At 69.2% G+C, this 26,808-nt stretch carries 23 protein-coding genes, 1 pseudogene and 1 riboswitch; of the genes and pseudogenes, 16 read left to right on the top strand and 8 right to left on the bottom strand.

Translation table 11 applies throughout. The annotated features are described in order from the left end of the window. Positions 1 to 12: 12 nt before the first annotated feature. Genes nadC through DEU37_RS14095 form a run of 4 tightly spaced genes read right to left on the bottom strand, consistent with a single transcriptional unit; the run spans position 13 to position 4,539 of the window. Positions 13 to 897 (bottom strand): carboxylating nicotinate-nucleotide diphosphorylase, encoded by an 885-nt coding sequence (gene nadC / locus DEU37_RS14110; RefSeq protein WP_121191240.1) that lies wholly within the window; start codon positions 895 to 897, stop codon positions 13 to 15. Continuing rightward, the gene (gene nadB / locus DEU37_RS14105) at positions 891 to 2,477 is read right to left on the bottom strand and encodes an L-aspartate oxidase (protein WP_121191251.1); all 1,587 of its coding nucleotides are present in this window, start codon (positions 2,475 to 2,477) and stop codon (positions 891 to 893) included. The genes nadC and nadB overlap by 7 nt, the downstream gene beginning before the upstream one ends. Positions 2,478 to 2,485: 8 nt before the next feature. Then, on the bottom strand, positions 2,486 to 3,808 hold the full coding sequence (gene nadA / locus DEU37_RS14100; protein ID WP_121191239.1) for a quinolinate synthase NadA: 1,323 nt from the start codon (positions 3,806 to 3,808) through the stop codon (positions 2,486 to 2,488). Further along, on the bottom strand, positions 3,805 to 4,539 hold the full coding sequence (locus DEU37_RS14095; RefSeq protein ID WP_005053731.1) for an NrtR DNA-binding winged helix domain-containing protein: 735 nt from the start codon (positions 4,537 to 4,539) through the stop codon (positions 3,805 to 3,807). The genes nadA and DEU37_RS14095 overlap by 4 nt, the downstream gene beginning before the upstream one ends. 150 nt (positions 4,540 to 4,689) lie before the next feature. Between DEU37_RS14095 and DEU37_RS14090 the strand changes: the two genes are divergently transcribed. From DEU37_RS14090 to gcvP, 4 genes are all read left to right on the top strand, one after another. Next, on the top strand, positions 4,690 to 5,874 hold the full coding sequence (locus DEU37_RS14090; RefSeq protein WP_121191238.1) for a MarP family serine protease: 1,185 nt from the start codon (positions 4,690 to 4,692) through the stop codon (positions 5,872 to 5,874). 57 nt (positions 5,875 to 5,931) lie between these two features. Next, positions 5,932 to 6,037: riboswitch (glycine riboswitch) on the top strand. 156 nt (positions 6,038 to 6,193) lie between these two features. Then, positions 6,194 to 7,303 (top strand): glycine cleavage system aminomethyltransferase GcvT, encoded by a 1,110-nt coding sequence (gene gcvT, locus DEU37_RS14085; RefSeq protein ID WP_121191237.1) that lies wholly within the window; start codon positions 6,194 to 6,196, stop codon positions 7,301 to 7,303. Next, complete coding sequence (gene gcvH, locus DEU37_RS14080) at positions 7,300 to 7,683, top strand: glycine cleavage system protein GcvH (RefSeq protein ID WP_121191236.1); 384 nt, start codon at positions 7,300 to 7,302, stop codon at positions 7,681 to 7,683. The genes gcvT and gcvH overlap by 4 nt, the downstream gene beginning before the upstream one ends. Before the next feature lie 56 nt (positions 7,684 to 7,739). Next, positions 7,740 to 10,553: an aminomethyl-transferring glycine dehydrogenase gene (gene gcvP / locus DEU37_RS14075; protein ID WP_396652205.1), complete on the top strand. Its 2,814-nt coding sequence runs from the start codon at positions 7,740 to 7,742 to the stop codon at positions 10,551 to 10,553. A gap of 145 nt (positions 10,554 to 10,698) precedes the next feature. Here gcvP and DEU37_RS14070 read toward each other — a convergent pair whose 3' ends face one another. Both DEU37_RS14070 and DEU37_RS14065 read right to left on the bottom strand, forming a co-directional pair. Continuing rightward, positions 10,699 to 11,679, bottom strand: coding sequence for a hypothetical protein (locus DEU37_RS14070; RefSeq protein WP_259457305.1), 981 nt, complete (start codon positions 11,677 to 11,679; stop codon positions 10,699 to 10,701). 225 nt (positions 11,680 to 11,904) lie between these two features. Next, positions 11,905 to 12,693, bottom strand: a complete 789-nt coding sequence (locus tag DEU37_RS14065) for a CPBP family intramembrane glutamic endopeptidase (RefSeq protein ID WP_121191233.1) — start codon at positions 12,691 to 12,693, stop codon at positions 11,905 to 11,907. Between the two features lie 155 nt (positions 12,694 to 12,848). On the opposite strand from DEU37_RS14065, the gene DEU37_RS14060 reads away from it, so the two are divergent. The 3 genes from DEU37_RS14060 (at position 12,849) to DEU37_RS14050 (ending at position 17,357) form a co-directional block, all read left to right on the top strand. Further along, positions 12,849 to 14,636 (top strand): ABC transporter family substrate-binding protein, encoded by a 1,788-nt coding sequence (locus tag DEU37_RS14060; protein ID WP_121191232.1) that lies wholly within the window; start codon positions 12,849 to 12,851, stop codon positions 14,634 to 14,636. Positions 14,637 to 14,793: 157 nt separating this feature from the next. Next, on the top strand, positions 14,794 to 16,299 hold the full coding sequence (locus DEU37_RS14055) for an ABC transporter permease (RefSeq protein WP_016464715.1): 1,506 nt from the start codon (positions 14,794 to 14,796) through the stop codon (positions 16,297 to 16,299). Further along, positions 16,299 to 17,357: an ABC transporter permease gene (locus DEU37_RS14050; protein ID WP_016464716.1), complete on the top strand. Its 1,059-nt coding sequence runs from the start codon at positions 16,299 to 16,301 to the stop codon at positions 17,355 to 17,357. The genes DEU37_RS14055 and DEU37_RS14050 overlap by 1 nt, the downstream gene beginning before the upstream one ends. A 12-nt stretch (positions 17,358 to 17,369) precedes the next feature. On the opposite strand, the gene DEU37_RS14045 is transcribed toward DEU37_RS14050, so the two are convergent. Beyond that, on the bottom strand, positions 17,370 to 17,978 hold the full coding sequence (locus DEU37_RS14045) for a PH domain-containing protein (RefSeq protein ID WP_121191231.1): 609 nt from the start codon (positions 17,976 to 17,978) through the stop codon (positions 17,370 to 17,372). Positions 17,979 to 18,040: 62 nt separating this feature from the next. Between DEU37_RS14045 and DEU37_RS15195 the strand changes: the two are divergent. The 3 genes and pseudogenes from DEU37_RS15195 to typA all read left to right on the top strand — a co-directional run. After that, a pseudogene (locus DEU37_RS15195) lies at positions 18,041 to 18,874 on the top strand (ATP-binding cassette domain-containing protein); the annotation flags it as partial. Further along, positions 18,860 to 19,783, top strand: a complete 924-nt coding sequence (locus DEU37_RS15190) for an ABC transporter ATP-binding protein (RefSeq protein ID WP_396652204.1) — start codon at positions 18,860 to 18,862, stop codon at positions 19,781 to 19,783. The pseudogene DEU37_RS15195 and the gene DEU37_RS15190, both read left to right, overlap by 15 nt. 99 nt (positions 19,784 to 19,882) lie before the next feature. Beyond that, positions 19,883 to 21,793, top strand: a complete 1,911-nt coding sequence (gene typA / locus DEU37_RS14035; RefSeq protein WP_121191230.1) for a translational GTPase TypA — start codon at positions 19,883 to 19,885, stop codon at positions 21,791 to 21,793. A 120-nt stretch (positions 21,794 to 21,913) separates the two neighbouring features. On the opposite strand, the gene DEU37_RS14030 is transcribed toward typA, so the two are convergent. After that, entirely contained in the window at positions 21,914 to 22,462 is a 549-nt protein-coding gene (locus tag DEU37_RS14030; RefSeq protein WP_121191229.1) for a helix-turn-helix domain-containing protein, read from the bottom strand. A gap of 66 nt (positions 22,463 to 22,528) precedes the next feature. On the opposite strand from DEU37_RS14030, the gene DEU37_RS14025 reads away from it, so the two are divergent. The 6 genes from DEU37_RS14025 to DEU37_RS14000 all read left to right on the top strand — a co-directional run bounded on the left by DEU37_RS14025 (position 22,529) and on the right by DEU37_RS14000 (position 26,797). Beyond that, positions 22,529 to 23,227: an AzlC family ABC transporter permease gene (locus tag DEU37_RS14025; RefSeq protein WP_121191228.1), complete on the top strand. Its 699-nt coding sequence runs from the start codon at positions 22,529 to 22,531 to the stop codon at positions 23,225 to 23,227. After that, positions 23,224 to 23,538, top strand: coding sequence for an AzlD domain-containing protein (locus DEU37_RS14020; RefSeq protein WP_121191227.1), 315 nt, complete (start codon positions 23,224 to 23,226; stop codon positions 23,536 to 23,538). Before DEU37_RS14025 ends, DEU37_RS14020 begins: the two co-directional genes overlap by 4 nt. A gap of 9 nt (positions 23,539 to 23,547) precedes the next feature. Further along, positions 23,548 to 23,964 (top strand): histidinol dehydrogenase, encoded by a 417-nt coding sequence (locus DEU37_RS14015; protein WP_121191226.1) that lies wholly within the window; start codon positions 23,548 to 23,550, stop codon positions 23,962 to 23,964. Between the two features lie 9 nt (positions 23,965 to 23,973). Then, positions 23,974 to 24,294: a ferredoxin gene (gene fdxA / locus DEU37_RS14010; protein WP_005053693.1), complete on the top strand. Its 321-nt coding sequence runs from the start codon at positions 23,974 to 23,976 to the stop codon at positions 24,292 to 24,294. Then, positions 24,294 to 25,403, top strand: a complete 1,110-nt coding sequence (dapC, locus tag DEU37_RS14005; RefSeq protein WP_121191225.1) for a succinyldiaminopimelate transaminase — start codon at positions 24,294 to 24,296, stop codon at positions 25,401 to 25,403. The genes fdxA and dapC overlap by 1 nt, the downstream gene beginning before the upstream one ends. Positions 25,404 to 25,501: 98 nt before the next feature. Further along, positions 25,502 to 26,797 carry a citrate synthase gene (locus DEU37_RS14000; protein ID WP_121191224.1) on the top strand — a complete coding sequence of 432 codons (1,296 nt, stop codon included), beginning with the start codon at positions 25,502 to 25,504 and terminating at the stop codon, positions 26,795 to 26,797. Positions 26,798 to 26,808 lie beyond the last annotated feature (11 nt).

Genomic DNA, 26,808 nt, shown 5'->3' with positions numbered 1-26,808 from the left:
CTTCCTCGCGGGTCAGGTACCGCCGCCGTTGCTCGCGACGCGGGCGTCCAGGCCCAGATCGAGGGCACGGGCGGAATGCGTCAGGGCGCCGACGGAGATCACGTCGACGCCCGTAGCCGCGATCTCGGACACGGTGTCCAGGCTCACTCCGCCCGACGCCTCGACCGTGGCGCGTCCGGCGATGAGCGCGACCCCGGCGCGGAGGTCGTCGAGCGCGAAGTTGTCGAGCATGATCGTGCCGATGCGCGCGGCGCCGCCGCCGGCGGCGAGGACGGGTTCGATCTGCTCCAGCCGGTCGACCTCCACCTCGACGTGGGTCGTGTGGGGCAGGGCGGACAGTGCACGACGCAGTGCGGTCGTCAGATCGCCGCCGCCGGCGGTCAGCACCGCGAGGTGATTGTCCTTGGCCATCACGGCGTCCGACAGCGAGTAGCGGTGGTTGTGACCGCCGCCGCTGCGGACAGCGTGGCGTTCGAGCGCCCGCAGCCCCGGAGTCGTCTTGCGGGTATCGGCGATCCGCGCGCCGGTGCCGGCGACCGCGTCGACGTAGCGCGCGGTGAGGGTGGCGATGCCGCTCATGCGCTGCACGAGGTTGAGACCCACCCGTTCGGCAGTCAGGACGCCGCGCGCCGGCCCGCTGACGGTCGCGAGCACATCTCCTGCGCCGAAGGCCGCGCCATCGGCAGTCGCCACGGTGACGGCGATGGCGGGGTCGGTGAGGGCGAACGCCGCCGCGAAGACGTCGCCGCCGCTGAACACGCCGGCCTCTCGTGCGACCAGGTCTGCCGTCGCGACGGCATCGGCCGGGATCAGATAGTCGCTGGTGACGTCACCCCACGGCGCGTCCTCCTCGAGAGCGGCGATCACGACGCGCTCGATCTGGCGTGCGGTCAGCATGCCGACCCCTGAAGCTCGCGGCGCGCCGGGGCGGATCGCGCGGCCGCATCCTCGTCGCGGCGCGCGTGCGCGCCCACCGATGCGGTGCGGGCGAGCGCGGCATCCACCAGGCAGGCGGCCACCAGGAGCAGGTTGGCATCTTCGAACTCCGCCTCCGTCCGCGGCGTGCGCTGCCCGACCCGCCAGCTGTCGATCACGGCGGCGGCGTGGCGCAGACCCACCGCATCACGGACGAGCCCCGCGTGCTCCCACATCAGCTCCTGCAGTGCAGCTCGATGCCACGGCGCCGCCGCTGCGGCGAAATCTCCCGCCGGGGCGGTCGCCGCAGCGGACGACGCGGTGACGGGCCACGTACCGGACGCGGTGTCGCCGACGATCGCGTCACCGGCACGTGCACCGAACACGGCTCCCTCCAGCAGCGAGTTCGAGGCGAGTCGGTTCGCGCCGTGCACGCCGGTGCGCGCGACCTCGCCCACCGCATACAGTCGCGCGACGCTCGTGCGCCCCTGGAGGTCGGTGACCACGCCCCCCATCAGATAGTGCGCGGCCGGCGTCACCGGAATCGGCTCCTGCGACCAGTCCAGCCCGCGCTCTCGCACGGCGGCGTCGATCGTGGGGAACCGGCGCCGAAGGAAGGCGCCGGCCCTCTTGCGCGCCGATCCTGTCGCGGCGGTGTCCAGGCCCAGGCCGGTCGCGTCGAGGAGCACCGGCTCGCCGCCCTGGCCCTCCATCACCGCGGCGATCGCGCGGGCGACCACGTCGCGGGGCGCGAGCTCGGCGTCGGGGTGGAGGTCGAGCATGAAACGCCGCCCCTCCTGGTCGCGCAGGACCGCCCCTTCGCCGCGCACGGCTTCCGAGACGAGGAAGGGTTCCGTGCCCTCGACGGACAGGACGGTGGGATGGAACTGCACGAACTCCAGGTCGCGCACGCTCGCGCCGGCACGCACGGCCGCGGCGATGCCGTCGCCGGTGGCGACGGCGGGGTTGGTGGTGTGGGCGTAGAGCTGACCGACGCCCCCGGTCGCCAGCACGACGGCATCCGCCGGGATCCGATCGCGCCGCGTGTCGCCGACCAGGAGGTCGACGCCGCACGCGCGACCGTCGCTGTCGAGGATCAGATCGACGAGGAACGCGTGCTCGATGACGCGGGCCCCGCTGGCGCGCACGCGTGCAACGAGCGCCTTCTCGATCACGCTCCCGGTCGCGTCGCCCCCGGCGTGGAGCACCCGCGGGTAGGAGTGTGCGGCCTCCAGTCCCTTCACGAGAGCGCCATCGCTGCCGCGGTCGAACGCGACGCCGAGCTCGATGAGTTCACGGATGCGCTCGGGCCCTTCGCTCACCAGGACGCGCACGGCGGCGGGATCGCTGAGCCCGGCCCCCGCGACGAGAGTGTCGTGCTCGTGCGCGGCGGCACTGTCGTCGTCGAACATGACGCCCGCGATGCCGCCCTGGGCGTAGCGCGTGTTGGCGTGTTCGAGCACGTCCTTCGTGACGAGGGTCACCCGGCATCCGGATGCCGCGGCGTGCAGCGCCGCGGTGAGCCCCGCGATCCCCGAGCCGACCACGACGACGTCAGGCACGTCGACGCTCACGGCTTGGCCGCCAGCATCCGCTCGAGGGCGACGCGTGCGGGGTCGGCGACGTCGGCGGGCACCGTGATGCGGTTCACGACGTCGCCGGCGACGAGGCGCTCGAGCACCCAGGCGAGGTAGCCGGGGTGGATGCGGTACATCGTGGAGCAGGGGCACACCACCGGGTCGAGGCAGAAGATCTCGTGCTGGGGGAACTGCGCCGCGAGACGCTGTACGAGGTTGATCTCGGTGCCGATCGCGAAAGTCGTCGGCTCGGTGGCGGCGGCGATGGCCTTGCGGATGTAGTCGGTCGATCCCGCCTCGTCGGCCGCGTCGACGACGGCCATGGGGCACTCCGGGTGGACGATCACGCGCACGTCGGGGTGCTCGGCGCGGGCCTTGTCGATCTGGTCGACCGTGAACCGGCGGTGCACCGAGCAGAACCCGTGCCAGAGGATCACCCGGGCGCCGTCCAGCTCGTCGGCGCTCGAGCCGCCGAGAGGCTTGCGGGGATTCCACATCGGCATCTGCGCCAGGGGCACGCCCATCGCCTTCGCCGTGTTGCGACCGAGGTGCTGATCGGGGAAGAACAGCACCCGGCGCCCGCGGGCGAACGCCCATTCCAGCACGGTGCGCGCGTTCGACGAGGTGCAGACGATGCCGCCGTGCCGCCCGACGAAGCCCTTGATCGCCGCCGAGGAGTTCATGTAGGTGACCGGGATCACCGGGACACGCCCGTCGGCGTCAGCGGCGGTCAGATCGCCGTAGACGTCTTCGAGCTGCTCCCAGCACTCCTCGACCTCGTCGATGGAGGCCATATCGGCCATCGAGCAGCCGGCGGCGAGGTTGGGGAGGATCACGGCCTGCTCGGGGCGGGAGAGCAGGTCCGCCGTCTCAGCCATGAAGTGCACGCCGCAGAACACGATGGCGTCCGCGTCGGGGTGTTCCAGCGCCGCGTTCGCGAGCTGGAACGAGTCCCCGACATAGTCGGCGTGCGTGACCACCTCCTCGCGCTGATAGAAGTGGCCGAGCACGACGACGCGTTCGCCGAGGGTCGCCTTCGCGGCGCGGATACGGGCGTGCAGCTCGTCTTCGGATGCCGTGCGGTACTCCGCCGGAAGTTCACCCTGACGGGGCGCGCCGGTCGGGATCACGTCGCCCATCGACGAGCCGGGTCCGTATCCGGGGCGCGCGTCGAAGGCCCACGGTCCCGCCGCGAGATCGGTGTTGCAGGTCTCGGCCGTCGACGCGCCGGCGACGATGGCCTGGACGGCGTGGTCGACGCTGGGGTCGACCTCGCCGTCGGGGCGCGGTTGGAGGGTGAGGAAGGTGGCGCTCATATCGTGACCTCTTCGGGAAGGACGGATGGTGCGGCGTCGGCGACCGCGCCGGGTGGCAGGGGCCCGCGTTCGGCGAGCTCCACGTCGTGGTTGTAGCGGTAGAGACGCGCCGGCCGGTGGCTGCCGGTGCGAAACGCATCGGTGGGGATCAGCGTCCCCGAGTTCTCCACCTGCCGGCGGAAGTTCGCCGGGTCGAGGTCGCGTTCGAGGATCGCCTCGTACACCTCGCGCAGATCAGACAGGGTGAACAGTTCGGGCAGCAGCCCGTGGGCGATGCGGCTGTAGCCGACTTTGTTGCGCAGACGCCACAGCGCGTAGTCGACGATGTGGTTGTGGTCGAAGGCCAGGGCCGGCAGATGCGCCGCGTCGAACCACCTCACGTTGTGGGCGTCCGCGGGAAGCTGGGCGCCTTCGCGCAGCAGCGCCCAGTAGACGATGGACACGACGCGACCCGGGGCGCGGCCGACGTCGCCGAACGCGTAGAGCTGTTCGAGGTAGCTCGGGGCGAGGCCGGTCGTCTCGGCCAGGGTTCGAGAGGCCGCAGCTTCGAGGTTCTCGGCGGCATCCAGCCAGCCTCCCGGAAGGGCCCAGAGTCCCTCGTGCGGATCGCGCGTGCGACGAACCAGCGGCAGCACGACGGCGAGGCGTCCCGACTCGTCGCTGCGCAGGCTGAAGATGACCGTCGAGACGGCGACACGGATCGTGTCGGTCGGGGCGCTTGTTCTTGTCATGATGACCATAACCTCGAAGACGATCTTAGAGTCATCTGGACTTGAAGGGCAAACCCGCGCCGCCGCCGAAAATCCCGATCGCGCTCGACCGGCAGCATTCGTGCAGGAATCGCGGAGCCGTACGCGTTACGGTGTGCGCGGAGGTTCCCCGTGCTGATCGTCGACATCATCGCCGTCGTGGCGCTGCTCCTCGCCCTCGCGTCCGGTCTGGCGCGCGGATTCTTCGCCAGCCTCGGCAGCGTCATCGGGATGATCGCCGGCGCCGCCGCGGCTCTGTGGCTGTTGCCGCTGGCGACGCCGTGGCTGTCCACGGTCGTCCCTTCCGGGGGTTGGCGCACCGCGGCGCTCGCCGTCGCCGCGATCGGGCTCGTCGTCGTCGGGACCGCGGCCGGCACCGCGATCGGGATGGCGATTCGTCGCGGCGTCGACCGCGCGCGGCTGCGGGGACTGGAGCGCTTGCTCGGCGGCGTGCTGACCACGGTGGCCACCGCGTTGGTTCTCGTGCTCGTCTCCTCGGGGCTTGCGACCGCGGGCATTCCGTACGTGTCGTCGGCGGTCGCCTCCTCGCGCGTCATCGGTGCGCTCCAGGCGATCACGCCGCCCCCGGTCCAGGACGCACTGACCCAGGCGCGCGGCGCTCTTCTCTCGGACGGCCTGCCGCGGCTGGAGGCGGCGATCGGAGCGATCGTCACGCCCACCGATCCGCCGATCACGCTCGGCGATCCGGCTCTGCGCAACGCCGCCGCGTCCGTCGCCCGCGTGAGCGGCACCGCCTACGCCTGCGGGGTCTCGATGACCGGGTCGGGTTTCGTGGCAGCGCCAGGACTGGTGGTGACCAACGCTCATGTCGTCGCAGGGGTCGACACGCCCGTCGTGGAACTGCCCGGCGGTCGCGCGGGGGAGGGGCGCATCGTGCTCTTCGACCCGGTGACCGACCTCGCGGTGATCTCCATCGGCGCCCTGCCGGCGACGCCCCTCACGGTCGCCGACCCGGCCCTGGCCGGAACACAGGCCGCCGTGCAGGGCTACCCGCACGGCGGTCCGTTCACGAACGTGTCGGCGGGGATTCTGTCGGTATCGACGGTACCCGTGCCCGACATCTACGACTCGTCGGTGAGTCCGCGGGAGATCTACGCGTTGCAGGCGGACGTGCAGCCGGGTAACTCCGGCGGCCCGCTGCTGGATGCCGCCGGCGACGTCGTCGGCGTGGTCTTCGCCCGCGGCGCCGACGGCGAGGGGCGTGGCTACGCGACCACGACGAACGTGCTGCGCCCGGAGCTCGAACGGGTCACGGCCGACTCGCCGACCGTCGCGTCGGGGCGCTGCACCCGATAGTCGTTCGTGCCCGTCGAGCCAGGCGCTATGCTGACAGGGCAACTGAAGACAGGCCGCATGACGTGTGCGGGAGAGCCCCGGCATCCAGTGTTTTCGAGGATCCGGGCACCGAAGGAGCAAGCCTCCCCGCCAATCTCTCAGGTCCGCGTACCGCTCGCGTCCGGCCGCTCTGGAAAGTGATCCCGCAGTGGGGGATCCGCCGACGGTGAAAGCCGGTTCCGCGCATGCGGGTCCGGCGAAACTCTCAGGCCGATGACAGAGGGGGAGTTCCCGGCTGCCGGTCCCGGCATCCGCCCGCCCGATGTCCCGGGGAGAACTCATGCCAGACCTTCGCACCACCGCCCTCGCCGATCGCCATGCTGCCCTCGGCGCCTCGTTCACCGACTTCGGCGGCTGGAACATGCCGGTGCGCTACACCTCGGATCTCGCCGAGCATCACGCTGTGCGCACCGCCGCCGGTCTGTTCGACATCTCGCACATGGCGGAGTTTCTCGTGACGGGTTCGGGAGCCGCGGCCTTCCTCGACTATGCGCTCGCCGGACGGATCTCGACCATGAAGGTCGGCAAGGCGAAGTACTCGCTGCTGCTGGATGAGACCGGCGGGGTGATCGACGACGTCATCGTCTACCGCACCGGCGACGATGACTTCCTGGTGATCTCCAACGCCGGCAACCGTGCGCTCGTCGCGGAGGCGTTCGTTGCCCGGGCCGCACACACGCCCGCTGTCGTCGAGGACATCTCCGACCAGATGTCCCTCATCGCCGTGCAGGGTCCGCGCGCGCGAGAGATCGTGGAGGCGACGGTCGGTGTCACCGACGTGGCACCCGCCATCGCCGACCTCGGCTACTACGCCTGGTCGCAGGGCCGGTTCCAAGACGAGAAGCTCTTCATCGCCCGCACCGGGTACACGGGTGAGGACGGCTTCGAACTGATGGTGCCGAACGCGCTCGCCCCCGCACTCTGGGATGCTCTGCTCGCGGCGGGGGAGCCGCTCGGGCTCGTCCCCGCGGGGCTCGCCGCCCGCGACACGCTCCGGTTGGAGGCGGGCATGCCTCTGCACGGCCACGAACTGTCGACCGCGATCCGACCCGCTCAGGCGGGGCTCGGACGCGTCGTCTCCGCCGACAAGGGCGAGTTCGTCGGCAAGGAGGCCGTCGTCACGGCATCCACCGACCTGCCCGTGCTCGTCGGTCTCGTCGCCGAGGGGCGTCGCGCCGGCCGCGCGGGGTACGCCGTCATGGATGCCGACGGCACCTCGGTCGGTGAGATCACGAGCGGGGCACTGAGCCCGACGCTCGGACACCCCATCGCCATGGCCTTTGTTCCGCCGGCTCTCGCCGAGCCCGGCACCTCGCTCTTCATCGACGTGCGGGGCACTCTCATCCCCGCGACCGTGACCGCCCTGCCTTTCTACCGGAGGACCGCATGACCGACCTGACCGCTCTCAAGTACACCGAAGAACACGAGTGGGTCGCCCTCGCGGGCGACGTCGCCACCGTCGGGATCACGGACTACGCCGCCGAAAAGCTCGGCGACGTCGTCTATGTCGACCTGCCCGCGGTGGGCTCCACCGTCACCGCGAACACGGTGTGCGGCGAGATCGAGTCCACGAAGTCGGTCGGTGAGCTCTACGCGCCGCTGTCCGGCGAGATCGTCGCCGTCAACGACGCCGTGGTGGACGACCCGTCTCTCGTCAACAGCGGCGCGTTCGAGGGAGGATGGCTCGTGAAGATCCAGGTCGACCCGGCCGATGTCGACGGCCTCCTGGATCGGGCCGCGTACGTCGCACTCACGGGCGGCGAGGAGTGAACACGGCCCCCTTCCGCGATCGGCACATCGGCACGGACGCCTCCGCCCAGGCGGAGATGCTCCACGTGCTCGGCTACGAGAGCGTGAATGCCCTCGTCGAGCGGGCGGTCCCGGCATCCATCCACGCCGCGCCCGTCGTGGACAGTGCGATCCCGCTCGCCGCCACCGAGGCCGAGGCGCTCGCCGAGCTGCGTGAGCTCGCGTCGCAGAACCGCCCGGCGCGCGCCATGATCGGGCTCGGCTACTACGACACGCTCACTCCGTCCGTCATCGCGCGCAACGTCTTCGAGAACCCCTCCTGGTACACGGCCTACACCCCTTACCAGCCGGAGATCTCGCAGGGTCGGCTCGAGGCCCTCATCAACTTTCAGACGATGGTCACCGACCTCACCGGTCTCGCCACGGCCAACGCCTCTATGCTCGACGAGGCGACCGCCGTCGTGGAGGGGATGCTCGTCGCCCGCCGCGCCTCGAAGGCGCAGAGCCCCGTGTTCCTCGTGGATGCCGACGCCCTGCCCCAGACGAAGGCCCTGCTCGTTCATCGTGCGGCGGCTCTCGGCATCGAGATCGTCGAGGCCGATCTTGCCGCCGATGGTGTGCCCCTAGACGCGGCGGGCGCGTTCGGCGCCTTCGTGCAGTACCCCGGAGCCTCCGGACGCGTGTGGGACCCGTCCGCCGTGATCGGCGCCGTGCAGGCGCAGGGCGGCCTGGTCGTCGTCGCGGCCGATCTGCTGGCGCTGACGCTGCTGCGCTCGCCGGGCTCGCTCGGCGCCGACATCGCCGTGGGCACCACGCAGCGCTTCGGCGTGCCGATGGGCTTCGGCGGCCCGCACGCCGGGTACATGGCGGTCCGCTCCGGACTCGAACGCCAGCTGCCGGGCCGCCTCGTCGGCGTCTCGGTGGATGCCGAGGGCCGCCCGGCCTACCGCCTCTCGCTGCAGACGCGCGAACAGCACATCCGTCGCGAGAAGGCGACCTCCAACATCTGCACGGCGCAGGTGCTGCTGGCCGTCATGGCCTCGATGTACGCCGTCTACCACGGTCCGCACGGACTGCGTCGCATCGCCGACGAGGTCACCGGAAAGGCGCACCTGCTGCGTGACTGGCTCGTGGAGGCCGGCAACGAGGTGCTGCACGAGGACTTCTTCGACACCCTCGTGGTGTCGGTTCCAGGCCGGGCCGGTGAGGTCGTGGGTGCGGCGCGCGAGCGCGGGTTCCAGCTGTGGTTCCGCGACAGCGACACGGTCGGCATCTCGGTCGACGAGGCCACGACGCTGAGTGAGCTCCATGCGCTCGCCCAGGTCTTCGGAGGACGCGCACAGCGCGCCTTCGGGTGGGCCGCCGGCGGCGGTGCCGCGTCGATGCCGGAGTCGCTGCGGCGCACCGACGAGTTCCTGACGCATCCCGTCTTCCACGCTCACCACTCCGAGACCGCCATGATGCGCTACCTCAAGCAGCTGGCCGATCGGGACTATGCGCTCGATCGCGGCATGATCCCGCTGGGGTCCTGCACGATGAAGCTCAACGCGGCGACCGAGATGGCGGCGGTGTCGTGGCCCGAGTTCTCCCGCGTGCACCCGTTCGCTCCCACGGACGACGTCGCGGGGTACCTGGTGCTCATCGAGCAGCTGGAGTCGTGGCTGGCGGAGATCACCGGGTACGATGCGGTCTCCCTCCAACCCAACGCGGGTTCGCAGGGCGAGCTGGCGGGACTGCTCGCGATCCGCGGCTATCACCACTCCCGCGGTGACGAGCAGCGCGATGTGTGCCTCATCCCGTCGTCGGCCCACGGCACCAACGCGGCATCCGCCGTGCTCGCCGGCATGCGGGTCGTCGTCGTCGCGTGCGACGAGGCCGGCAACGTCGACCTCGCCGACCTGCGGGCCAAGATCGCCGCGCACGCCGACGCGCTCGCCGCACTGATGATCACGTACCCGTCGACGCACGGCGTTTACGAGCAGGACGTCGTCGACATCACCGCCGCCGTGCACGACGCCGGCGGTCAGGTGTACGTCGACGGTGCCAACATGAACGCGCTGGTCGGCTTCGCCCGGTTCGGCGACCTGGGCGGAGACGTCTCGCACCTGAACCTGCACAAGACGTTCGCCATCCCGCACGGCGGCGGCGGACCGGGCGTCGGCCCGGTGGCCGCGAAGGCGCACCTCGCGCCGTTCCTGCCGTCGCACCCGCTGGCGCAGCGCGCCGAGCACGCGGGCGGGTTCGTCTTCGACGGCGGTCCGATCTCGGCGGCGCCGTATGGCTCGGCATCCATCCTGCCGATCTCGTGGGCGTACATCCGCATGATGGGCGCCGAGGGGCTGCGGGAGGCGACCGGGGCGGCGGTGCTCGCGGCGAACTACATCGCCGTGCGCCTGCGCGACCACTATCCGGTGCTGTACGCGGGGGAGGGCGGGCTCGTCGCGCACGAGTGCATCCTCGATCTGCGGCCGCTGAAGGAAGCGACCGGTGTGAGCGTGGACGACGTCGCGAAGCGGCTGATCGACTACGGCTTCCACGCGCCGACGATGTCGTTCCCGGTGGCGGGGACCCTGATGGTCGAGCCGACCGAGTCCGAGGACCTGGGAGAGCTCGAGCGGTTCATCGAGGCCATGATCGCCATCCGGGCCGAGGCGGACGCCGTGGCATCCGGCACCTGGCCGGCCGATGACAATCCGCTGGTGAACGCCCCGCACACCGCCGAGTCGGTCATCGCGGGGGAGTGGTCGCATCCGTATCCGCGCGAGCTCGCCGTCTACCCCGTGAACAGTCTGGTGCGCACGAAGTACTGGCCGCCGGTGCGCCGGATCGACAACGCCTACGGCGACCGCAACCTCGTCTGCGCCTGCCCGCCCGTGGAGGCCTTCGCCTGACGCCGCCCGCCGCTGCGCGCCGCCGTCATGACCGCGAGACACGCGCTGCGCACCGAGACACGGTACGTACCCCGGTGTCTCGGTGCGCAGGCGGTGTGTCGCGGCGGCAGGCGGCGGCAGGGGGCTGTGGCCGGGGGAGGCGGGCTCAGGGCAGCCCACGCAGTGCGCCGCCGAGCGAACCGAGAAGGGGCAGATTCGGCTGACGGACGATCTGCACGCCCGCGGAGAGCAAGATGGCGCGAAGCTGGCTTGGTTCGGACACGTCTGCCCATGCCCAGTGATGGACCGTGTGAACGCCGCGTCGCATCAGGCGCGCGTCGCGGACATGTCGTTCACGTAGCGCGGCGCGGGCGTCGCCCAGCGTCCCGCTGTACTTGATGTCGCCATCGGCTTCACCCCCGATGAGGCGCCCTTTCCACGACCATGCGAAATCGACGCGATCGTCTTCTCCCGGCTCCGGACCACGGACCCAAAGCTGCATGTCCGGCAGGGCGAACCCGAGTGCCTCGATCACGGTCGCACTCACAGACTCGAGCGGCGACTCCGGCACCGCCGATGCGCGGTCGAAGACGTCGCGCGCGCGACGTCGGCCCCGTGAGGAGGGGTGGGTCTCGCTCAGCGCCCGCATGTGCCCGGTGGTGAGACGCGGGTCTGCGCGAAGGGCTGCGTCCGCCACGGCGCGAGCGACAGCGGGATGCCGTAGGCGTGCGGCATCCACGGCGATCTCCAGGCCCGTCGCCACGAGCATGCCGCCGAGGTTCTCGAACCGCGGGGGACGCTCGGCCGCGTGAAGTCGGATCGCGCCGACGGCGTGCGTTGCGGAGGAATCCAGCGCAACCGCATGGACGTGCGGCGGCTCGCCGAACACCGGCAGACCGCGCAGCGCCGCGGCGGACTCCCGCACGAAAACCGCGTCGGGATAGCAGCGTGCGGCTGCATGGACGCGCGTGAGGTAGCGGTCCCACGGCTTCAGCTCACGCCAGAGAGTCTCGGGCGCGTAGACCCCGCGCACGACACGGACGAGATGCCCGCTGCGGACTGCGCGGTCGACATGCGGTTCGGCGGCGCGCGAGATGAGCGGCACCGGGCACTGTCGCACATCGGCGAAGGTCTTCAACGGCGGCATGTTCTCAGTGCACAGCGCGCCGCGCCGCGGCATCCCTCCCGAGCCGCCATCTGTGGACATCTGCGTCGCAGCGGCACCGGGGGAGGAGTGAGCGCCGCCTCCGCGAGACACGGCGCCGGCACCGAAACACCGGTACACGGCGCGTGCGTCGGTGCGCAGCGTGTGTCTCGCGGACAGGGGAGGGGGAGGGTGTGGGATGCCGGGAGGGGGTGAAGGTCGGCGGGGTCAGGCGAAGACGGCGGGCCACCAGGCGGCGGCCAGGGGATAGCCCACGAAGGCGATGACATCGATGAGGGTGTGGGCGATCACCAGGGGCATGACGCGTCCCCAGCGCTGGTAGACCCAGCCGAACACGACGCCCATCGCGATGTTGCCGGCAATGGGTCCCCAGCCTTGGTAGGCGTGGTAGGCGCCGCGCAGCGCCGCCGTGGACAGGATGATCGTCCACGTCCCCCATCCGAGCCGCCGCAGACGGTCGAACAGGTAGCCGATGAAGATGACCTCTTCGGTCAGGCCGGCACGCACGGCGGCCAGCAGGAGGAGCGGAATCGTCCACCACGAGGAGTCGAGCGGCGCGGCATCGACCTGCACGGTGATGCCCAGCGCACGCCCGGCGACGTAGAGGCCGAGCCCCGGGATGCCGATGACGGCGACGAGCAGTGCGCCTGCGCCGAGGTCCCGTCCGAAGAGGCGAAAGTCCAAGCCGATCCGCCGGAAGGCGGAGAGGCCGGGCTCCCAGAGCAGGTAGATCGCCAGGGCGATGGGGGCGAACGCGAAGAGCTGGGCCAGGAACTGGTTGAGGACGTCCCAGAACTGGGCCGCGTTCGCGCCCGGGTTCAGGGAGGTCGACTGGTCTGCCAGGGCCTGGTCGCGCGTCAGCGCCTGGACGAGTGCGAGCACCGAGGAGACCGCCGAGCGCCCCACCGAAAGAGCGAGCACAATGCTGATCTCCCACCACAACCGGGCGCGCTTACCCCTCAGCCTTGGCAGTTCGGCGGCCCCGGAATCACTCACCTTGTCAGATTGCCATATCCGCCCTGAACTGAGTTAAGGGTCTGTAACGTTTTCCCTAACGGTTTTGATCAACGCTGATCAGAACTTATGGTTTCGGTATCCGCGCCGTGGGTGTTTCACCCGCCTGCGCATCCATCCCTTACCCAGGAGGAAAATTGAAGAAGTCACGCTGGGGAGCACTTGCCGCGGTCACCGCGGCCGGCGCCCTCGCCCTGACGGGCTGCACGGCCAGCGGCGGCGGCAACGCCACCAACGCTGCGCCGACCGGTGGCACCGTCACGATGGCCATCGTGAACGACCTGACGTCGCTGAACAGCAACACGCCGCAGGGCAACCTGGACACCAACGGTCAGTACGTCTACCTGACCACGGGCGGGTTCTTCTACCCGGACAACAGCTTCAACCTCGTCAAGGACGAGTCGTTCGGCACGTACGAGAAGACCTCGGACGACCCGCTGACCGTGAAGTACACGCTCAAGAAGGACCTCAAGTGGTCCGACGGCGAGCCGATCACGGCTGACGACATGGTGCTCGCCTGGGCGATCGCCTCGGGTCACTACGATGACGCGACCACCGACGCCGACGGCAACGTCACGGGCGGCACGCAGTACTTCCAGATCGCGGGTTCGACGGCGGGTATCAACTCGACCGACTTCCCCGAGGTGGGCGACGACAACACGTCGATCACGCTGAAGTACTCCCAGCCGTACGTGGACTGGGACATCTTCAACCCGATCGCGCAGCCTGCGCACGTCGTCGCGAAGAAGGCGGGCCTCTCGACGGCCGCCGACCTGACGAAGCTCCTCCAGGGCCTGCCCAAGGGTGACCCGAAGGCGCCCGTCGCCCCCAACGACACCCTGAAGAAGGCCGCGGACTTCGTCAACACGGGCTATGACATCACGTCGTTCCCGACCGACAAGGACCTCCTGGTCACCTCGGGTCCGTGGGTGCTCTCGGCGTGGACGCCGGGTCAGTCGCTGACGTTCGAGCACAACCCGAACTACAAGGGCAACCTCGCCCCGAAGATCGACAAGCTCGTCATGCGCATCATCGGCGACGCCGCCGCGCAGGTCACCGCTCTGCAGAACGGCGAGGTCGACCTCGTCTACCCGCAGGCATCCGCAGACACGAAGAAGTCGCTCGAGGCCGTCTCCGGCGCCCAGGTCATGACCGGTGACCAGGTCTCCTACGACCACCTCGACCTGAACTTCGGCTCCCAGGTCTTCAGCGACCCGACGGTTCGCGAGGCCTTCCTCCTGACCGTCCCGCGCCAGCAGATCCTCGACGCGATCGTCACGCCGGTCAACCCCGACGCCAAGGTCCTCGACTCGCAGCTGTGGCTGCCGAGCCAGTCGGAGTACGCGACGACCGTCGCCCAGAACGGCTCGGACAAGTACGACCCGTCCAAGCTCGACGCGAACATCGCCAAGGCCAAGGAGCTCCTCGCCGGCAAGACGCCGACCGTGAAGATCCTCTACAACACCAAGAACCCGAACCGCGTGGACGAGTTCCAGGCGATCCAGTCCTCGGCGGCCAAGGCCGGCTTCCAGGTCGTCGACGGCGGAGACCCCAAGTGGTCGACGCTCCTCGCCGGCGGCAACTACGACGCGTCGCTGTTCGGCTGGATCTCGGCCGGCATCGGCACGGCGCAGATCCCGCAGCTGTTCGCCTCGGACGGTGGCGGTAACTACAACCGCTTCACCGCTGCCAACGACGACGCCGTGGCCACGCAGACCACCGTCGACAAGGACAAGCTGACCCAGCTCATGCTGAACATCGACAAGACCGCCTTCACCGAGGGCTACGGTCTGCCGCTGTTCCAGGCACCCGGTATCTACGGCATCTCCAGCAAGCTGGACGGTGTGAAGTACATGGGCAACCAGACCGGTCCGATCTGGAACAACTGGGAGTGGTCCGTCAAGCAGAGCACCAACACCAAGTAGTACCCACGCCAGGGTGGCGTCTACGGTAGATCCCGAAGGCGCCACCCTGGCCCCTGTCTGTCAACCGATGAAACAGACGATCGCAACCCGATGCCGTCGTTTTGTCGCACGTCGAAGTGAGTGACCTTTGGTCGGTTTCATTCTCCGTAGGGTCGGTGTGTCGATCCTCATCCTTCTCGCGGCATCGTTCGTGATGTTCAACCTCGTCGCGATATCCACGGATCCGCTCGAGGATCTGCGCGCCTCGAACAATCCGAACAAGCAGCAGCTGATCGAAGCGCGCATCCAGCTCGCCAACCTGGATGTCGCCCCACCGCTGCGCTGGGCGATGTGGGTCGGGGGAGCCGCCAAGTGTCTCATCCCCTTCGCGAACGCGTGTGACCTCGGCACCACCTTCCAGGGTGCGCCGGTCACCGACGTGTTGCCCATCGCCATGGTGTCGACGGTCCAAATGGTCACCGCGGCACTGCTGCTGGCCATCCTCTTCGGTATCTCCACCGGAATCCTGTCGGCTCTGCGCGAGAACAGCGGCTTCGACGTGTCGTTCACCGTCCTCAGCCTGTTCCTGTACTCGCTGCCCTCGTTCCTCGCCGCCGCGCTTCTCAAGAACTTTGTCGCCATCGGCTTCAACGACTTCCTGCAAGACCCGGTGATCCCGATCGTCGTCGCGGTGATCGTCGGTATCGTCGTGGCATTGATCGTGCAGGCGGTCGTCGGCGGCGATGCCCGCCGTCGCATCACCTCCGGCGGGACGAGCTTCGTGCTCACCACGGGTCTTCTGCTCTACATGAGCGTCACCGGCTGGTTCCTGACGCCCGGGTTCGGCCCGGTCGGGATCATCGTGCTGAGCGCCGGCGCTGCTCTGGGCGTCACCGTGCTGATCGCCGGCATCCATCAGCGCCGTGCGCTGCTGACCGCCGGCATCGTCGCCGTCGCCGGCATCATCAGCTACTTCGCGCTGCAGGGCCTGTTCGACGTCTCGACGTTCGCCACCATCGGCATCCTCTTCGTCGTGGCACTGGCCGTCGGCTTCGCGGCCGGCTTCTTCGTCGGCGGCGACGACCGCGCGCAGAACATGCGCATCGGCGTGCTCGTCGCTGTCATCATCAGCGTCATCATCCTCATCGACCGATTCATGCAGTCCTTCCCCGGCTACATGGAGGACATGAACGGACGCCCGATCGCCACGGTCGGCTCCTCGACGCCGGGATACGCTCCCGACAACATGTGGCGCGTCGGTCTGGACGTCTTCTTCCACCTGCTGCTTCCGACGATCTCGCTGCTGACGATCTCCTTCGCGGGGTACACGCGCTACGCCCGCGCCGGCATGATCGAGGTGCTCAGCCAGGACTACGTCCGCACCGCCCGCGCCAAGGGCATGCCCGAGCGCGTCGTCGTCGTGCGCCACGCCTTCCGCAACGTCCTCATCCCGATCACGACGCTCGTCGCGACCGACCTCGGTGGCCTGCTGGGTGGAGCGATCATCACGGAGTTCATCTTCGCGATCCCCGGCATGGGTGCCCTCTTCCAGCGCTCGCTCGGTCCCGGTGACCTGTACCCGGTGATGGGCTACTTCATCGTCATCGCCTTCATGGCCATTCTGTTCAACTTCCTTGCCGATCTCGCGTACGCGGCACTCGACCCGAGAGTGAGGGTCCGCTGATGTCCAGCACCATCTCCGAAACCCCCGGCGACGTCGAAGAGCGCTCGATCAGCCAGAGCCGGATCATCTGGCGCCGCTTCCTCTCGCAGAAGGTCGGCCTGATCGCGGCCATCGTCCTTCTGGCAGTCGTTGCTTTCGCCACCAGTGCGGTGGGACTCGGCCCGATCCCCGGCTGGTGGAAGTACAACTGGTACGATCTGTCGAACAGCGTGAACGGCGGAGAGCCGACCCTGAGTCTGTTCCCGTTCTCCCTCGGCGATCACCCCTTCGGTCAGGACCGCATCGGGCGCGACTACTTCGCGATGACCATGCGCGGCATCCAGAACTCGTTCGTCGCGATGGTGCTGATCACCGGCATCGCGCTGATCGTCGGCGTCACGGTCGGTGCGATCGCGGGTTACTTCCGCGGATGGGTCGACGCGGTGCTCATGCGTCTGACCGACGTGTTCATCGTGATCCCCGCCATCGTCATCGCCGCTGTCGTCGGCAACTGGGCCGGCGCGGTCGGAGTCTGGGTTCTGGGCTCGATGCTCGGTTTCTTCAGCTGGATGGTGATCGCGCGTCTCGTCCGCGGTGAGTTCCTCTCGCTGCGCGAACGCGAGTTCGTGGAGGCGGCGCGCGTCGCCGGTGCCTCGGATGCCCGCATCATCTTCCGACACATCCTCCCGAACGCGACCGGTGTCATCATCGTGTCGGGATCGCTTCTGGCCGCCGGCGCCATCCTGCTCGAGGCGGCGATCTCGCTGCTCGGCTACGGCATCCGCTCTCCTGACGTGTCGCTGGGTCTGCTCATCGGTGTCAACCAGTCGGCGTTCACGGTGCGCCCGTGGCTGTTCTGGTGGCCTGCGCTGTTCATCGTCACGCTGGCGCTCTCGGCGAACATCTTCGGCGACGCCCTTCGCGAGGCGTTCGACCCGCGCAGTCGCCGGTTCTCGCGTCGGCGCACCAAGGAGCGTGCCGACGGCGTGGAGCCCGATGTCGCGGCTCCGACGACGCTGATGGATGCCGCGGCGCAGAACCCGCGCACCGGCACACCGACTCTGCAGGATCCGGAGTAAGACCGGATGCTGTCAGAGGTTCAGCAGCGCCGGAAAGGTCGCCGCGGCCAGCAGCAGGCTCAGCGCCAGGGCGGCGACGTGCACGCGGACGCGTGCACGGTCGCTGCCGGCACGGCCGAGCGGGATTCGTTCGCTCTCCACGAGCTGGTGCCATACGCCGCGGATGATGTACGCCGCGTCACCGGAATCGGTGCCGAGCGCGTCGGACTTCCGCAGGATCCCACCCTTCTGGTCGGGTCCGAGGCTGTCGCGCCCCCCGCGCGGCATGGTGAGTGCGCCCGCCGCGGGCGCCGCGGACGATCGGTACCGGCGCGAGGGCGTCACCACGGTCAGCGCGAAGCGGGTGTCGATGTCCACGACCATCGTCCACGGGACGGTCGTGGTCGCATAGGGGTTCACGAGCGTGATGGCCTGCTCGTCCCAGACGATTCGCGGACGCCAGAACAGCTCGCCCACCAGCAGCGCGATCAGCGCCAGCGGCAGCAGAGCCCACAGCTGGTGCGTCGACCGGGCCTCGCCGAGCAGAACCACCAGCGTCGCGCCGACCGCCAAGGCCACCCACGCGCCGATCGCGATCACGGTGTTCGTGGTCGATCGGTACAGGCCCACGTCATCTGTCATTACCCCATCGTCGCATTCCGGACCACGAGTCCGTTCGCACGCACAACAGAAGGAAACCGCCGATGAGAACCTCCCGCGGCATGCTGCCCACGACCGAGGCGCACCAGCCGGACAGTGGTCCGGTGCTCGAGGTCACCGACCTCAACGTCGACTTCGGCGTCGACGGCTACTGGGTGCCCGCCGCCCGGCACGTCTCGTATTCGATCGCCGCGGGCGAGGTGCTCGCCATCGTGGGTGAGTCCGGGTCGGGCAAGAGCGTCTCGTCGATGTCGCTGCTGGGCCTGCTCCCCAAGAACTCGCGGGTGAGCGGTAGCGCGAAGCTGGCGGGCCGCGAGCTCATCGGGATGAAGCCGCGCGAGATGCAGGAGATCCGCGGCAACCAGATCTCGATGATCTTCCAGGAGCCGATGACGGCGCTGAACCCGGTGCTCACGGTCGGGTTCCAGATCGTGGAGACGCTGCGCCAGCACTTCGGCGTCTCGCCGGCCGAGGCCAAGGCCCGCGCCGTCGAGCTGCTGACACTGGTCGAGCTTCCCGACCCGCAGAAGGCGTTCGACTCCTACCCGCACCAGCTGTCCGGTGGTCAGCGCCAGCGTGCGATGATCGCGCAGTCGCTGTCGTGTGACCCTCTGCTGCTCGTCGCGGACGAGCCGACCACCGCGCTGGACGTGACCGTTCAGGCCGAGATCCTCGAGCTCATGCGCAAGCTGCAGGACCGGCTGGGCTCAGCGATTCTGCTGATCACCCACGACATGGGCGTCGTTGCCGACATGGCCGATCGCATCGTCGTGATGCGCCAGGGCGACATCGTCGAAACCGGCACCGTCGCGGGCGTGTTCGCCGACCCGCAGCATCCCTACACGAAGGCGCTGCTTTCGGCCGTGCCGCGGATCACGACGGAGGACCTGCAGGCGCCCGATGCGGCGACGCCGTCCACTCCCGTCGTGGTCTCGTTCGACGACGTCGCGATCGAGTACCCGAAGCGCGGCCGCGTGCCGGCGTTCCGCGCCGCCGACCACATCGACCTGAAGATCTACCAGGGCGAGGTGCTGGGTCTCGTGGGCGAGTCCGGCTCGGGCAAGACGACGATCGGCCGTGCCACGATCGGTCTGCTGCCGATCCACTCCGGTGGGCTGACCGTGGCGGGCATGGACATCTCCCACGCGAACCGCGAGCAGCTGCACGCCCTCCACCATGAGGTCGGCATCGTGTTCCAGGACCCGTCCAGCTCGTTGAACCCGCGTATGACCATCGGCGACTCGATCGCCGAGCCGATCAAGCTGTCGGAGAAGATCAAGGGCGCGCCCCTCGACAAGCGCGTGCGGGCGCTGCTGGACTCGGTGCGTCTGCCGCGCGAGTATGCGTCGCGTTACCCGCACGAGCTGTCGGGTGGGCAGAAGCAGCGGGTCGGCATCGCCCGCGCGCTCGCGCTGAACCCGAAGGTGCTCGTCGCCGATGAGCCCACCAGCGCGCTCGACGTCTCTGTGCAGGCGACGGTGCTGGAGCTTCTGAAGGACCTGCAGCGCGAGCGCGGGTTCGCGTGCCTGTTCATCAGCCACGACCTCGCGGTCATCGACGAACTCGCCGACCGGATCGCGGTCATGCGCCACGGGGCCCTCGTCGAGGTCGGCAGTCGCGATCAGATCATGCGTCGCCCGCAGCAGGCCTACACCAAGCGCCTGCTGGCGGCGGTGCCGGTGCCCGATCCCGACATCCAGCGTGAGCGTCGCGACAAGCGTCTGGCCGATCTCGCCGCCGGCGTGGACGCCGATGAGACGCCGGGGGATGCCGCTGCGCACGCCTGATAGAGGTGCGCGGAGCGCGGCGGAGGACGCCGCGGCATCCGGCTTGTAGAATGGGAGGCGCTCTGCTCGGAGCGTCTCCCTTTCTCGTTAGGTCATTTCATGGCGCACGCCCTCCGTCCGGATCTCCGTAACGTCGCGATCGTCGCGCACGTCGACCACGGCAAGACCACGCTCGTGGACGCGATGCTCCGTCAGACCGGCTCCTTCGGCTCCCACGAGCACATGGAGGAGCGGGCGATGGACTCGAACGACCTCGAGCGCGAGAAGGGCATCACGATCCTCGCGAAGAACACGGCGATCACCTACAACGGCTTGCACACCGAGGTGCCGGTCACGATCAACGTCATCGACACCCCGGGTCACGCCGACTTCGGCGGCGAGGTCGAGCGCGGGCTCTCGATGGTCGACGGCGTCGTCCTGCTGGTGGATGCCTCGGAGGGTCCCCTGCCGCAGACGCGCTTCGTGCTGCGCAAGGCGCTCGAGGCGAAGCTTCCGGTCATCCTGCTGGTCAACAAGACCGACCGCCCCGACGCGCGCATCGCGGAGGTCGAGGAGGAGGCCCACGACCTGCTGCTGGGGCTCGCTGGCGACCTCGTCGACGACGTGCCCGACCTCGACATCGATGCGCTGCTGGACGTCCCGGTCGTGTACGCGTCCGGTCGTGCCGGCGCCGCCTCGCGCAACCGGCCCGCGAACGGCGAGCTGCCGGACAACGACGACCTCGAGCCGCTGTTCGAGGCCATCCTCGAGCACGTCCCGGCTCCGGCCTACGACGACGACGCGCCGTTGCAGGCGTGGGTCACCAACCTCGACTCGAGCCCCTTCCTGGGACGTCTCGCGCTCCTGCGCGTGTTCAACGGGACGCTGAAGAAGGGTCAGACCGTCGCCTGGGTGCGCTCCGACGGCACCACCAGCAACGCCCGGGTCACCGAGCTGCTGAAGACCCGCGCGCTGGAGCGCTACCCCGCCGAGGACGCCGGTCCCGGAGACATCGTGGCCATCGCCGGGTTCGCCGACATCACGATCGGGGAGACGATCGCCGATCCCGAGGATGTGCGTCCGCTGCCGGCCATCACCGTCGACGACCCGGCCATCTCGATGACGATCGGCACGAACACTTCGCCGCTGATGGGCAAGGTCAAGGGTCACAAGCTGACCGCGCGCATGGTCAAGGATCGCCTCGACCGCGAGCTCATCGGCAACGTCTCGCTCAAGGTCGTCGACATCGGCCGCCCCGATGCGTGGGAGGTGCAGGGCCGCGGTGAGCTGGCTCTCGCGATCCTCGTCGAGAACATGCGCCGTGAGGGCTTCGAGCTGACCGTCGGCAAGCCCCAGGTCGTCACCAAGCGCGGTGAGGACGGCAAGCTGAAGGAGCCCTTCGAGCACCTCACGATCGACGCGCCGGAGGAGCACCTCGGCGCGATCACGCAGCTCATGGCGGCGCGCAAGGGCCGCATGGACAACATGACGAACCACGGCACCGGTTGGGTGCGCATGGAGTTCGTGGTGCCCTCGCGCGGTCTGATCGGCTTCCGCAGCGAGTTCCTCACGATCACCCGCGGCACCGGCATCGCCAACGCGATCTCGCATGGATACGACGACTGGGCGGGCCAGATCACGACGCGCCAGAACGGCTCGATCGTCGCCGACCGGATGGGTGTCGTGACCCCGTTCGCGATGATCGCGCTCCAGGAGCGCATGAGCTTCTTCGTGCAGCCGACCGAAGAGGTCTACGAGGGCATGGTCATCGGCGAGAACTCGCGCGCCGATGACATGGACGTGAACATCACGAAGGAGAAGAAGCTCACGAACATGCGTTCGTCGACCTCCGACTCCTTCGAATCGATGACGCCGCCGCGCGTGCTCACGCTCGAGGAGTCGCTGGAGTTCGCCCGCGACGACGAATGTGTCGAGGTCACGCCCGAGAAGGTGCGCATCCGCAAGGTCGTGCTCGACGCGACCGAGCGCGGCCGCGCGGCATCTCGGGCGAAGCGCCAGGACGGCAACTGACCGCCACGCTCCCACTGTTCGTCGAGCCGCCACGCTTCGCCCGCGCCGCATCCGCGCGTAGGGCGGGGCCGTGGCGGTTCGTCGTCTGCGGGCTCGGGTCCGAGACGGTGGTATGCGCGATCAGCGCACCTCGGAGACGAGCACGGCGCGAGTGCCGGCGCTGAGCGCGGCGAAGACGTGCGGCGCGTCCCCGCGGTAGCGCAGGTAGTCGCCCGGCGCCAGCTCGATCGGCGCATCGGCGGGCCCCACCAGCGCCGACCCACTGATCAGTACGACGTGCTCGACCGTGCCCACCGTGTGCGGCAGCGAGGATCGGGGCTCATTCGGCTCGACGCGCAGGAGGTAGAGGTCGCTGCGTGCGTGCGGGGCTCCGGCGGCGAGGAGCACCGCCTCGTAGGTCGCATCCGCCGCACGGATGCCGTCGGCATCCCCGCTGCGGATCAGCGTTGGCGTGTCGTCGGGCTCGTCGACGAAGACGGAGAACGGCACGCCGAGCGCCGTCGCAACGGCCCACAGCGTTTCGACGCTGGGATTGGCCGTGCCCGACTCGAGCTGTGACACCGTCGCCTTGCTCACGCCCGCCCGCCGCGCGAGCTCAGCGGCGGTGAGTCCGGCGCGTTCACGCTCCCGACGCAGCACGCGGGAAATGCGTCGTCCCAGTTCTTCCATGGCGTTCAGTATGACAAACTCGCGTTCGGTTTGACGAACGCGCGGACGGTCGAAAGGATGGTGGGCATGGATGCCGCCGCTGAGCCCGTTGACGCGGTGCGTCGCGCGCGGCGCGAGGCTGTGGGCGTCGCCGTCGCGACGAGCGCCTACGGTGTCTCGTTCGGCGCTCTGGCCGTCGCCTCCGGTCTTGACGTGTGGCAGACGTGCGTGCTGAGCCTGCTGATGTTCACCGGGGGATCGCAGTTCGCGTTCGTGGGCGTTCTCGGCGCGGGAGGGCTCGCCGCCGCGCCCGCGGCGATCGCTTCGGCCGCGCTGCTCGGCGTGCGCAACGTCGCCTATGGGCTGCGCATGGCCCCGGTGGTCGGGCACGGCTGGCGCCGCCTCGTGGCACCCCAGGTCACGATCGACGAGTCCACGGCGGTCGCGCTGGCTCACGGAGACCCCGCAGCGCGCCGAACGGGCTTCTGGATCACGGGCGTCGGCATCTACGTCGGATGGAACATCTCGACACTCGGCGGTGCGCTGCTCGGCGACGTCCTCGGTGATCCTCGCGCCTACGGGCTGGACGCGGCTGCGGCTGCGGCCTTCCTGGCGCTGCTGTGGCCACGTCTGCGTCGCCGCCAAGCGGTCGCGGTCGGCGTCGCCGCCGCGGTTGTGGCCACCGCGCTCACACCTGTGCTCATGCCCGGACTTCCCGTGCTGGTCGCCGCCGTGGTCGCCATCGCCGTGGGGTGGACCAACGCGTTCGCGGGTCGCGCATCATGACGACGTGGACGGCGGTGCTCGCGGCGTCCTTCGTGTGCCTGGCGCTGAAGGCCCTCGGGTACGCGATCCCCGCGCGATGGTTCGGCTCGGCCCGGGCCGAGCGTTCGATCGACCTGCTGACGGTGGCGCTGCTGGCTGCGCTCGTCGCCGTGCAGACCCTGGGGGCCGGCCCGCAGATCGTCGCCGATGCGCGGGTGCCGGCGATCGTCGTCGCTGCGGGGCTGCTCATGCTGCGCGCCCCTTTCCTGATCGTCGTCATCGCCGCGGCGCTCGTGGCTGCGGTGCTCCGGGCGCTGGGGTGGGCCACGTAGAATCGCGGCGTGAGAATCGCACGGATCGGGAGCTGGGCCGTCGCCGCGGTGATCGGCCTCTTCTACGGGGCCGCCGGGACCATCGGTCAGTCCGCGCTGTGGGGCCCGGTGCCTCTGGGGCTCATCGTCGCCGTGATCGGCACCGGCGCGCTGCTGCTGGCGGTGCGGGTGCTGACCGGTGACCGCTGGGCGGCATTGGCAACAGGGCTGGGCGTCATGCTGACGACGCTCGTGCTGTCCGGACGCGGCCCGGGCGGATCGGTCGTGGTTCCGGCGCCCGCCGACGGCGAGTTCTCCACGGGAGTGATCTGGACCGTGGCCGTGCCCGTGATGGTGGCCGTCGTCGTGGCATGGCCGCGCCTGTCCCCCCGCGCAACGACCCCGTCGGGGTCTGCTCTTCACGACCACGGGGCGAGCACGAACTAGACTCGAGACGTGACATATGTGATCGCGTTGCCCTGCGTGGATGTGAAGGATCGTGCCTGCATCGACGAATGCCCCGTCGACTGCATCTACGAGGGCGAGCGCTCGCTCTACATCCACCCGGACGAGTGCGTGGACTGCGGCGCGTGTGAGCCGGTGTGCCCCGTCGAGGCGATCTACTACGAAGACGACCTGCCGGCCGAGTGGCAGGACTACTACACGGCCAACGTCGAGTTCTTCGACGACATCGGCTCGCCCGGCGGTGCCGCCAAGGTCGGTGTGATCGCCAAGGATCACCCGGTCATCTCGGCCCTCCCGCCGCAGACGCACTGATGGCCGTCCGCGACCTCGACGATTACCCCTGGGATGCCGTCGCTCCCTTCGCCGCGCGGGCCCGCGTGCACCCGGGCGGCATCGTGGATCTTTCCATCGGTTCTCCCGTCGACCCCACGCCGGAGGTCGTCGCGGCGGCGTTGCGTGATGCCACGGACGCCCACGCCTATCCTCAGACCGTCGGCACCGTGGCGCTGCGCTCCGCGATCACGGCCTGGTATGGCCGGCGGCGCGGGGTTCCTGGTCTCAGCGTCGACGAGGTCCTCCCGACGGTCGGCTCGAAGGAACTCGTCGCACTTCTTCCGTTGCTGATGGGCCTCGGCCCCGGCGACATCGTCGTCCACCCCCGTGCCGCGTACCCCACCTACGAGGTCGGGGCGAAGCTGGTGGGGGCGACGCCCCTCGCCGCCGACGATCCCGCAAAGTGGCCCGCGGGCACGCGCCTGGTGTGGCTCAACACCCCCGGCAACCCGGACGGACGTGTGCTCGGCATCGACGAGCTGCGTGCCGCCGTCACGCGTGCGCGGGAGCTGGGCGCCGTCATCGTCAGCGACGAGTGCTACGCGGAGCTCGGATGGGACGGGCCCTGGGCAGACGCTCCGATCCCCAGCATCCTCGATCCGCGCGTCGTCGGAGAAGACCGGCGCGACGTGCTGTCGGTGTACTCGCTCAGCAAGCAGTCCAACCTCGCCGGATACCGTGCCGCCTTCCTCGCCGGCGACGCCGACCTCGTATCGCGGCTGCTGACAGCACGCAAACACCTCGGTCTCATGCTCCCCGGGCCCGTCCAGAGCGCGATGACGGCTGCGCTGTCCGACGATATCCACGTGGCCGCGCAGCGCGAGCGCTACCGCGCTCGTCGGGAAGTGCTCCGCCCGGCTCTCGTGGCGGCGGGATTTCGCATCGATCACTCCGAGGGCGGTCTGTATCTCTGGGCCACCGAGGGCGTCGACGCGTGGAAGACCATGGACCGCCTGGCCGATCTCGGCATCCTGGCCGGACCGGGTCACTTCTACGGTGCACATTTTCCCGAGCACGTCCGCTTCTCGCTGACGGCGACCGACGAGCGGATCGCTGCGGCAGCCCAGCGGCTGTCGCCGACGTCGTAGATTACCTCCTACGAATAGCCCGTTCCTTTGCGTGCGATCTGAGTTGGACCGCGCGCCCAGTAGGCTGTAAAAGACCCCACCCACCGCAAGGAGGCTTCGTGAGCGACGCGGGACACCCCCAGAAGGCCACCGTCACCGTCGGTGACCGCACCGCCGAACTGCCGATTCTCTCCGGCACCGCCGGCGCACCCAGTGTCGACTTCTCGACCTTCACGAAGCAGACCGGCTACACGAGCTTGGACTATGGCTTCGTGAACACGGCGGCCACCAAGTCGGCGATCACCTTCATCGACGGCGATCAGGGCATCCTGCGCTATCGCGGCTACCCGATCGAGCAGCTCGCGAAGAACAGCACGTACCTCGAGGTCGCCTGGCTGCTGCTGTACGGAGAGCTGCCGACGGCGGATGAGCTGGGGGAGTGGGACGACAAGATCCGTCACCACACGCTGCTGCACGAGGACCTCAAGCGCTTCTTCTCCTCCCTTCCGCACACGGCCCACCCGATGTCGGTGCTGTCGGCGGCGACGGCGGCGCTGTCCACGTACTACGAGGGCCAGTCCGACCCCAACAACCCCGAGCACGTCGAGCTCAACACCATCCGCCTGCTGGCGAAGCTGCCGGTCATCGCGGCGTACGCCCACAAGAAGAGCATCGGTCAGGCGTTCCTCTACCCGGACAACTCGCTGAGCTTCGTCGACAACTTCCTGCGGCTGAACTTCGGCAACCTCGCGGAGACGTACCAGGTGAACCCGGTGACCTCCCGGGCGCTCGAGCGTCTGCTGATCCTGCACGAGGACCACGAGCAGAACGCGTCGACCTCGACGGTGCGTTTGGTCGGATCGACCGGCGCCAACCAGTTCTCCTCGATCTCCGCGGGAATCAACGCCCTCTACGGGCCGTTGCACGGTGGCGCGAACGAAGCCGTGCTCGACATGCTCGCGCGCATTCAGGACTCCGGCGAAAGCGTCCAGCGCTTCGTCGAGCGAGTGAAGAACAAGGAGGACGGGGTCAAGCTGATGGGCTTCGGCCACCGCGTCTACAAGAACTACGATCCGCGCGCGAAGCTCGTCAAGGAGTCCGCCGACGAGATCCTCGCCGAGCTGGGAGTGCACGATCAGCTGCTGGACCTCGCCCAGGAGCTGGAGCAGGTCGCCCTCGAGGACGACTACTTCAAGGAGCGTCGCCTGTACCCCAACGTCGACTTCTACACCGGCGTCATCTACAAGGCGATGGGCTTTCCCACGCGCATGTTCACGCCGCTGTTCGCGATCGGTCGCCTGCCCGGCTGGTTGGCTCACTGGCGTGAGATGCAGTACGACCCGCAGACGAAGATCGGGCGTCCCCAGCAGCTCTACGTGGGCGCGGGCGAACGCAACTATCCCGGGGCCGTCTGACCGACGCGGCA

Origin of the sequence: Microbacterium sp. AG790 (assembly GCF_003634765.1) — a bacterium.
Taxonomy (GTDB): Bacteria; Actinomycetota; Actinomycetes; order Actinomycetales; family Microbacteriaceae; genus Microbacterium.
This window is presented reverse-complemented; position numbering and strand designations above follow the sequence as displayed.

Excerpts from the sequence above, each read along its gene's own strand:
- DEU37_RS14070 (WP_259457305.1), bottom strand. The coding sequence starts at position 11,679 with ATGCCGCCGTTGAAGACCTTCGCCGATGTGCGACAGTGCCCGGTGCCG.
- DEU37_RS14050 (WP_016464716.1), top strand. The coding sequence starts at position 16,299 with ATGTCCAGCACCATCTCCGAAACCCCCGGCGACGTCGAAGAGCGCTCG.
- DEU37_RS14045 (WP_121191231.1), bottom strand. The coding sequence starts at position 17,978 with ATGACAGATGACGTGGGCCTGTACCGATCGACCACGAACACCGTGATC.
- nadA (WP_121191239.1), bottom strand. The coding sequence starts at position 3,808 with ATGAGCGCCACCTTCCTCACCCTCCAACCGCGCCCCGACGGCGAGGTC.
- typA (WP_121191230.1), top strand. The coding sequence starts at position 19,883 with ATGGCGCACGCCCTCCGTCCGGATCTCCGTAACGTCGCGATCGTCGCG.
- gcvH (WP_121191236.1), top strand. The coding sequence starts at position 7,300 with ATGACCGACCTGACCGCTCTCAAGTACACCGAAGAACACGAGTGGGTC.
- DEU37_RS14020 (WP_121191227.1), top strand. The coding sequence starts at position 23,224 with ATGACGACGTGGACGGCGGTGCTCGCGGCGTCCTTCGTGTGCCTGGCG.
- DEU37_RS14030 (WP_121191229.1), bottom strand. The coding sequence starts at position 22,462 with ATGGAAGAACTGGGACGACGCATTTCCCGCGTGCTGCGTCGGGAGCGT.
- DEU37_RS14025 (WP_121191228.1), top strand. The coding sequence starts at position 22,529 with ATGGATGCCGCCGCTGAGCCCGTTGACGCGGTGCGTCGCGCGCGGCGC.
- nadC (WP_121191240.1), bottom strand. The coding sequence starts at position 897 with ATGCTGACCGCACGCCAGATCGAGCGCGTCGTGATCGCCGCTCTCGAG.
- DEU37_RS14095 (WP_005053731.1), bottom strand. The coding sequence starts at position 4,539 with ATGACAAGAACAAGCGCCCCGACCGACACGATCCGTGTCGCCGTCTCG.
- dapC (WP_121191225.1), top strand. The coding sequence starts at position 24,294 with ATGGCCGTCCGCGACCTCGACGATTACCCCTGGGATGCCGTCGCTCCC.
- gcvT (WP_121191237.1), top strand. The coding sequence starts at position 6,194 with ATGCCAGACCTTCGCACCACCGCCCTCGCCGATCGCCATGCTGCCCTC.
- gcvP (WP_396652205.1), top strand. The coding sequence starts at position 7,740 with ATGCTCCACGTGCTCGGCTACGAGAGCGTGAATGCCCTCGTCGAGCGG.